7 protein-coding genes, 1 tRNA gene and 1 pseudogene are annotated in these 7,166 nt (G+C 56.4%); 7 read left to right on the plus strand and 2 right to left on the minus strand.

All coding sequences use genetic code 11. From position 1 onward, the window contains the following. Positions 1–218: 218 nt before the first annotated feature. The 3 genes from glyA to RWS31_RS10185 all read left to right on the plus strand — a co-directional run bounded on the left by glyA (position 219) and on the right by RWS31_RS10185 (position 2,336). On the plus strand, positions 219–1,466 hold the full coding sequence (gene glyA, locus RWS31_RS10175; RefSeq protein WP_314598082.1) for a serine hydroxymethyltransferase: 1,248 nt from the start codon (positions 219–221) through the stop codon (positions 1,464–1,466). Positions 1,467–1,477: 11 nt separating this feature from the next. Beyond that, positions 1,478–2,128, plus strand: a complete 651-nt coding sequence (upp, locus tag RWS31_RS10180; protein ID WP_314598083.1) for a uracil phosphoribosyltransferase — start codon at positions 1,478–1,480, stop codon at positions 2,126–2,128. A gap of 120 nt (positions 2,129–2,248) precedes the next feature. After that, positions 2,249–2,336: transfer RNA gene (locus tag RWS31_RS10185), tRNA-Ser, on the plus strand. 167 nt (positions 2,337–2,503) lie between these two features. On the opposite strand, the gene RWS31_RS10190 is transcribed toward RWS31_RS10185, so the two are convergent. Continuing rightward, entirely contained in the window at positions 2,504–2,761 is a 258-nt protein-coding gene (locus RWS31_RS10190; protein ID WP_314598085.1) for a hypothetical protein, read from the minus strand. 183 nt (positions 2,762–2,944) lie between these two features. On the opposite strand from RWS31_RS10190, the gene RWS31_RS10195 reads away from it, so the two are divergent. The 4 genes from RWS31_RS10195 to RWS31_RS10210 all read left to right on the plus strand — a co-directional run bounded on the left by RWS31_RS10195 (position 2,945) and on the right by RWS31_RS10210 (position 6,672). After that, positions 2,945–3,328 (plus strand): helix-turn-helix transcriptional regulator, encoded by a 384-nt coding sequence (locus RWS31_RS10195; RefSeq protein WP_314598087.1) that lies wholly within the window; start codon positions 2,945–2,947, stop codon positions 3,326–3,328. Positions 3,329–3,517: 189 nt separating this feature from the next. Next, positions 3,518–3,919, plus strand: coding sequence for a DUF4236 domain-containing protein (locus RWS31_RS10200; RefSeq protein ID WP_314598089.1), 402 nt, complete (start codon positions 3,518–3,520; stop codon positions 3,917–3,919). Between the two features lie 337 nt (positions 3,920–4,256). Continuing rightward, complete coding sequence (locus tag RWS31_RS10205; protein WP_314598091.1) at positions 4,257–5,297, plus strand: hypothetical protein; 1,041 nt, start codon at positions 4,257–4,259, stop codon at positions 5,295–5,297. A gap of 319 nt (positions 5,298–5,616) precedes the next feature. Further along, on the plus strand, positions 5,617–6,672 hold the full coding sequence (locus tag RWS31_RS10210; RefSeq protein WP_314598093.1) for a mechanosensitive ion channel family protein: 1,056 nt from the start codon (positions 5,617–5,619) through the stop codon (positions 6,670–6,672). Here RWS31_RS10210 and RWS31_RS10215 read toward each other — a convergent pair. Beyond that, positions 6,609–7,166: pseudogene (locus tag RWS31_RS10215) on the minus strand (hypothetical protein); the annotation flags it as partial. The gene RWS31_RS10210 and the pseudogene RWS31_RS10215 sit on opposite strands and share 64 nt — an antisense overlap.

The raw sequence follows: 7,166 nt of genomic DNA on the forward strand, positions 1-7,166 counted from the left end.
AGTATAGCAATTCTGCCGCGATGCTTCAAGATTTGCCTGCGCCCTATGGGCTTGTCGCGTCTAAGAATTCGTAGCCACAGCGTTGCTGGACAATGACTTCTAACCCTCGTCTGCGCCCTGCGGGCTTGTCGAGGCTAAGAATTCATAGTACAATAAGATGGTATGGATAGGCAGGAAACGGGGGTGTCCCCGTTATCGACAGATCAGGAGGGAAATGTATGGCATTGATGGATGCATTGAAGAAGACCGATGCGAAGATCGCTTCGGCACTTGAGGCGGAACTTTCGCGCCAGCGTCACAAACTTGAGCTGATCGCTTCGGAGAACATCGTGAGTCACGCGGTCATGGAGGCGCAGGGAAGCGTGCTCACGAACAAGTACGCCGAGGGCTACCCGGGCAAGCGCTACTACGGCGGCTGCGAGTGCGTCGACGTCGTCGAGACGCTTGCCATCGAGCGTGCGAAAGAGCTGTTTGGCGCAGGCTATGTCAACGTGCAGCCGCACTCGGGCGCACAGGCGAACATGGCGGTGTTCTTCTCGCTGCTTTCGCCCGGCGACACCTACATGGGCATGAATCTCACGGACGGCGGACACCTCACGCACGGCAGTGCCGTCAACATGTCGGGCAAGTACTTCCACGTCATCCCCTACGGCGTGGACAAGGAGACGGAGTGCATCGACTACGATGCGCTGGAAAGGCAAGCGAAGGAAGTCAAGCCGAAGCTCATCGTCGCCGGCGCTTCCGCCTATGCGCGCATCATCGACTTCGAGCGGCTCTCCGCCATCGCCAAGGCGGTCGGCGCCTACCTCATGGTCGACATGGCGCACATCGCGGGACTCGTCGCGGGCGGCATGCATCCGAGCCCGCTGCCGTGGGCGGACGTCGTGACGACGACGACGCACAAGACGCTCCGCGGCCCTCGCGGTGGCATGATCCTCACGAAGGACGCGGAATTCGGCGCACAGTTCAACAAGGCGATCTTCCCCGGCATCCAGGGCGGCCCCTTGATGCACGTCATCGCGGCGAAAGCTGTCGCCTTGGAAGAAGCGCTGCAGCCCGCCTTCAAGGAATACGCTGCACAAGTCGTGAAGAACGCCAAGACGCTCGCCGCGGCCTTGCAGGAAAAGGGCTTCCGCATCGTTTCGGGCGGCACGGACAACCATCTGATGCTCGTCGACCTCAGGAGCAAGGGCGTCACGGGCAAGGATGCGCAGAACCTCCTCGACGGTGTCGGCATCACGGCGAACCGCAACACGATCCCCTTCGAGCCTTTGTCCCCCTTCGTCACGAGCGGCATCCGCCTCGGCTCACCCGCGCTCACGACGCGTGGCTTCAAAGAGGCCGACATGGAAGAGGTCGCCGCCATCATCGCGCTCGTGCTCGATCATGTGAAGGACGCGGCTGCGCAGGAGGAAGCAAAAAAACGCGTTGACGCCCTTTGCGAAAAATATCCCCTTTACGAGTGAGGAGGCCTCCCATGACTCAGGAAAACCAAGCGGATCTCGCCGTACATATCGTCGATCATCCGCTCGTTCAGCACAAACTCACGCTCATGCGCCAGAAGGAAACGGGCACGAAGGACTTCCGCGAACTTCTCGAAGAGATCGCCATGCTCATGGCTTACGAGATTACACGCGACCTGCCGCTTGAGGATGTCAAGATCGAGACGCCAGTCGCAGCCTGCCATGCGAAGAAGCTCGTGGGCAAGAAACTCGGCATTGTTCCCATCCTTCGTGCGGGACTCGGCATGGCGGAAGGCGTGCTGCGCCTCATCCCCGCCGCCCGCGTCGGACACATCGGACTCTACCGTGATCCCGAGACGCTGCAGCCCGTCGAATACTTCTGTAAACTGCCGGGCGACATCGGTGAGCGCCTGTTCATCGTCGTCGACCCCATGCTCGCCACGGGCGGCAGTTCCGCCGCAGCGCTCGACCTCTTGAAGAAGAAGGGCGCGAAGAACATCGTGCTCCTCTGTCTCGTCGCTGCACCAGAAGGTGTACGCGCGGTCAATACGGCACACCCGGACATCCCCATCTACACCGCTGCCGTCGACGACCATCTCAACGAACACGGCTACATCGTCCCCGGCCTCGGTGATGCCGGTGACCGCATCTTCGGCACGCTGTGACCTCGCACGAGCATTCACTTTGTAAGTATCGTGCAGCATCGTGCGCAGTGCGCCAAGGAACGTGCACCGCGCCCCTTTACAAGCGGAAAAAGATGTGGTAAACTAGCACAGTACCTTTGAGGAGAGGTGTCCGAGTGGTCGAAGGTGCTTGACTCGAAATCAAGTGTGCAGCAATGTACCGTGGGTTCGAATCCCACCCTCTCCGCCAGATATTTCAAGACTTCCGAGCGTTTTGCTTGGAAGTCTTTTTCTTTTGCTTTTTATTTTTGACAGCCTTCTCGACATCTTCTATATTTTCCCATAACGTTTTTGTAGGTAAACTGTAGACAAACAAAAAGCCGTGACAGTCTTCATACGAACTGTCACGGCTTATCTTTATTCCACTTCCATTTCTTTACACAGTGCAAGGATTTTCTCCTGCATCTTCGCCGCCTCTTCCGTCAAGGGAACATCAATTTCAGGAAGATGCAGGAGTAACGCATCATACAAAAATTCTCCTGTCTTCGGGAAGTCTTTTTCTGCCTTCTCGATTGCATCGCGCACTCGCTTTTCTCTGGACTGTCCCACCGAAACATATTTTTCAAGGAACTTTTTGCGTCGGCTTCTGACGCTGATGTTTTTCCGATGTACCACTTCCCTCCCATAGCCTTTTTAATTCATTCATTTCCTCACCCCCGTACATCTATCAATAACACTGTACTTTTAGTATATTGCCAATAGCTTTTTAAAAAAATTTGAGCTACAATAGAGCTGTCAATACTAAAGGAGCGATGATAAATAGATTAGTCAACGGATAAAAGAGTTACGTCTTACGAATTGACACAAAAGAAGCTATCTGACTACTTAGGATTGACACCTAAAATGATTTCGTTTTATGAGCTCGGGCAACGTGTTCCTCCTAGTGATGTCACTTTGAAACTTGCAGAGAGATTCCAAGTCTCGACAGACTACCTTTTTGGCAATGATACACCTGTACCGCACGAAGCCCACTTTAATGAGAGCAACGCTTCCGCTCCTCATCACATGGATGCCCGCACGCGCCTCCAGCTGGAAAAGGTCCTCAACGAAGACCAGTTGACCTACAACGGCGTCATCCTCAACGGTGAAGACAAAGAAAAAGTGAAGCGTGCTCTTGAACTCGTCTTTTGGGATATAAAAGAAAAGAATAAGGAAAAATACGCCAGACGGAAAAAGAAATAGCTCGCACGACAACAGACACGCTCTCCTTTAGATATTGTTCTACCAACATGCCAGGGATATTATACGCAAGTAGATGTTTATGACGTTCCTACTAGAGATTATCTACACACGATTCTTTATACAGGGAACTACGACGATCCAGACACGATGTAAAACCATCTTTGCAAACAAGAAAGGGGGCTGCTCCTCATGGGATGGAGATTTCGCAAGTCCATCAAGATTCTGCCGGGCATCAAAGTCAATATCGGTAAAGACGGCTTTTCGAGCGTTTCCGTCGGCACACGCGGCGCACATCTCACGATGGGCAAAAACGGAACGACCGTATCGGCAGGAATTCCCGGCACAGGGCTTTCCTACGTCAAGCGGCTCGATAAGCCTGTCGGACAAAATACCACCGAATGCCCCTACTGCGGGCATCGCATGAGAAAGCAATGGGATGCTTGCCCAAAGTGTCAGCAGTCCTTGATCCAGCAAGCACCCCAGCCTACGTCAGACAACGTCGCACCGAGTTCTCCTGCTGATCGCCGCATCGGGTGCGGCGGCTTGTTCGCCCTGTCGCTTCTTGCACTCATGCTAGTGTATATTTGCTAGACACGGAACTTTCACTATGGATCGCTACGTGCATAATACCGAGAAAATGCAGTATGACATCTATAAAACCACGGACGAAATCGCCGAGAAACATGGGCGATAGTTTGACAGCCCGACAGCTTTACAAAGAGCTTAATACAAGCTAATATAGGATAAATGCGAGGCCTAGTATTTCAAGGATTGTTGAAGATACGGCATTTCCGGAGAGAGGCAAACAGGAACTCGAATCAAGTGTGCAGCAATGTACCGTGAGTCCGAGTCCCACCCTCTCCACCAGATGTCTCAAGGCTTCGTGGACTTTTCTACGAAGCTTTTTCTGTAGGGAGAAGGGATTTTCATGGCGATTGCAGGACCTCAGGCGCCGCAGGCACCAACGCCGCCGGCTGTTCCGGGACTTGACGCTGCATCGGAGGCGGTCGGCGGACTGCCGGACTTCGGCGCTTCCGGACAGTCGGCGATCAAGGGCGCACAGCAACGGGCTGCCGACGCTGCACAAGCCGGCCAGGATGCGGCGGCAAACGCACGCGCGGCGGGCGAACGGCTCATGGGAACGCCCGAGCGAAAGACACAGGAAAAGACGGCGGGAGAAGAACCGGGCAAGGAGGAAAAGCTCGCGCAGAAACCGGCTGCCGCCGCGCCCGAAGCGGGCGGCACAAAGAGTCAGACGACCTCCTCCGAGGCGACAAATCTGCCGCCGGCGGCACAGGCGGTGCAGGAGAAACCGGGCACGGAGACGCGTGTGCCGAAGCCGTCCGCCGACGAGCCGCCGCAGGGCTTCGGCATGATGCACCTCGCCGTCGTCGCCGTCCTTTGCGCTTGTCTCGCAGGCATCTTCGCCTACAAGTTCTTGCACAGGAAAAAGGGCGAGCCGACACCCGCCATGCGTGCCGCACATGAGGCGGAGCTTCTGGCCGACCTTGAAACGATGCGCGCCGCACGCGAAAGGCGCGAATCTGACCGCGCCGCCAAGGTTGCCGCCGCCGGGCTTTCCGCCATCGCGGGCGCGGCGGTGCGCACCGCGCCAGAGGCGGCAGGTGCGGCAGAGGCGCCGCCCGCGGCTGCAGCAAGTGCGGCGGCCTCGAAGGGCGCACGCACACAGGCTTCCTCCCCCGCGGCCGTCCCGAGCGGCGTGGTTGTAGCACCTGCACCGACCCCGCCGCTCTCGACAGGTGTTCCTGCCGCCTCGCCCGACGCCTCGATGCTCGCCTCTCTTTCCGAGGCGCTTTCCGCCTTCCGCGAGGCAAGTCGCATGATGGAAGGTGAAGCAGGCGTCAAGGCGACAGAAGAGGCGAAGAAAGCCGCACGCACCGCCGCCATCCGCCAAGACCGCGAAGAGAATCAAGACGGCGAGCACGGCGGTTTCGGAATCCGCATATAAGTGCAAACTTTTAGGACATATTCTCAACCGCCACTCGGAGTGGCATAATTGTTTTTGTCCCCGTTTCCTGTGATGGCGTATCAGAGCGTCATGCTGTGCATATGTCCTCACGCCTTATATGAAAAAGCCAATCGGTCTGCGCCCTTTGGGCTTGACTTCTTGGACTTTCACGCTAAACCTTCGCATACGGTCTGTTATCCACAAAGAAAACACTTGTTTTCCACAGTTATCCACAGATTTTTGGGGATAAGCCCGGCACGGCTTGCCATGCCGAAGCTTTTCCTGCTCGACTTATCCACATGCTAGAGGAGGAGAGATTTTGTCCTTTTTTATGAAACTTCAGGAGCTGACATGGCATGAGATGACCGATTTCCTGCTCATGCCTGCGTGCATCATGCTCGCGGCGCTGACGGTCGGCATATTCCTCAACAAGCTCATCGACCGACAGATTCGCGAGAGGGTCACGGTCGGCGAGGATACGGCTTGGTCGATCTTCATCCATGCGCTTCGCGGCGTGCCCGTCTCGTGGTGCATGGGCGTCGGCGTCTACTGGTCGATCAAGACCATCGACGTCTTCCCAACAATCGCGCAGTTCCTCTCCTACATCCTCTTCGGTATCATCGTCTTCACGCTGACGCGCGTCGCTTCGCGCACAATCACGGGATTCATCGAGATGAAGACGCGCACGAGCGGCGCGGCTCTGCCGAAGACGACGCTCCTGTCCTCCATTCTTTCCGGCGTCATCTACGCCATGGGCGTGCTCGTCGTCCTGCAGTATGCGGGCATTTCCGTCGCGCCGATCCTCACGGCGATGGGCGTCGGCGGCGCGGCGCTCGCCCTCGGTATGCAGGAGACGCTGTCGAACATCTTCTCGGGGCTGCAGCTCATCCTCTCGCGCCAGATTCGCATCGGCGACTATGTCCGCATGTCGGCGGGCGAGGAAGGTAAGGTCGCCGACATCAACTTCCGCTTCACGACGGTGCAGACCCTGGGCGGCAACACGATCATCGTGCCGAATCAGAAGCTCGCGTCTTCCGTTCTCACGAACTACGACATGCCCGCGCAGGAAATCTCCGTCGCCATCCCCGTCGGCGTCAGCTATGCGAGCGATCTCGACGAGGTGGAGCGCGTGACCCTTGAAGTGGCGAACGAGGTCATGGCAGCGTTCGATCACGACGTTGAGAGCGATCCCGTCGTGCGCTTCCACACCTTCGGCGACTCTGCCATCGAATTCGACGTCGTGCTGCGCACGAGCAGTTTCGTCAACCAGTTCCTGTTGAAGCACGAGTTCATCAAGGCCTTGACGCGCCGCTACCGCGAGGAGGGCATCGACATCCCGTTCCCCATGCGCACAATCATACAGGCGAAGGAGTAGCTGCCGCCTGTGCATAACTTTTTTGAAAGAATTTTTCGCCGCGCCAAAAGCCTTGAAAATCTTGCGGAAAGCGCCCTTTTCCCCTGTGGATAAAGGGCGCTTTTTCTGTGGATAAACCACAATATGTAGTTTAGTCCCTTGACTGCCCAATCTACATCTTGTATAATCTTGCTGAGTCGTCCAAGAGGCAAGCTCACAGGGCGCAGCTGATTGGGCAACGACTCGTATGCGAAAGCGTCCCAAGAATGCAAGCGCAACGCGCGCAGCATGATTGGCTGACGTTGACCGCTGCTGAACTGTCCAAGAAGCAAGCGCAAAACGCGCAGCTGATTGGGTAACAGTTCGTATGCGAAAACGTCCCAAGAATGCAAGCGCAACGCGCGCAGCATGATTGGTTGACGTTGACCGCTGATGAACTGTCCAAGAAGCAAGCGCAAGGCGCGCAGCTGATTGGGTAACAGTTCGTATGCGAAAACGTCCCAAGAATGCAAGCG

Origin of the sequence: uncultured Selenomonas sp. (assembly GCF_963528755.1) — a bacterium.
Classification (GTDB): domain Bacteria; phylum Bacillota; class Negativicutes; order Selenomonadales; family Selenomonadaceae; genus Selenomonas.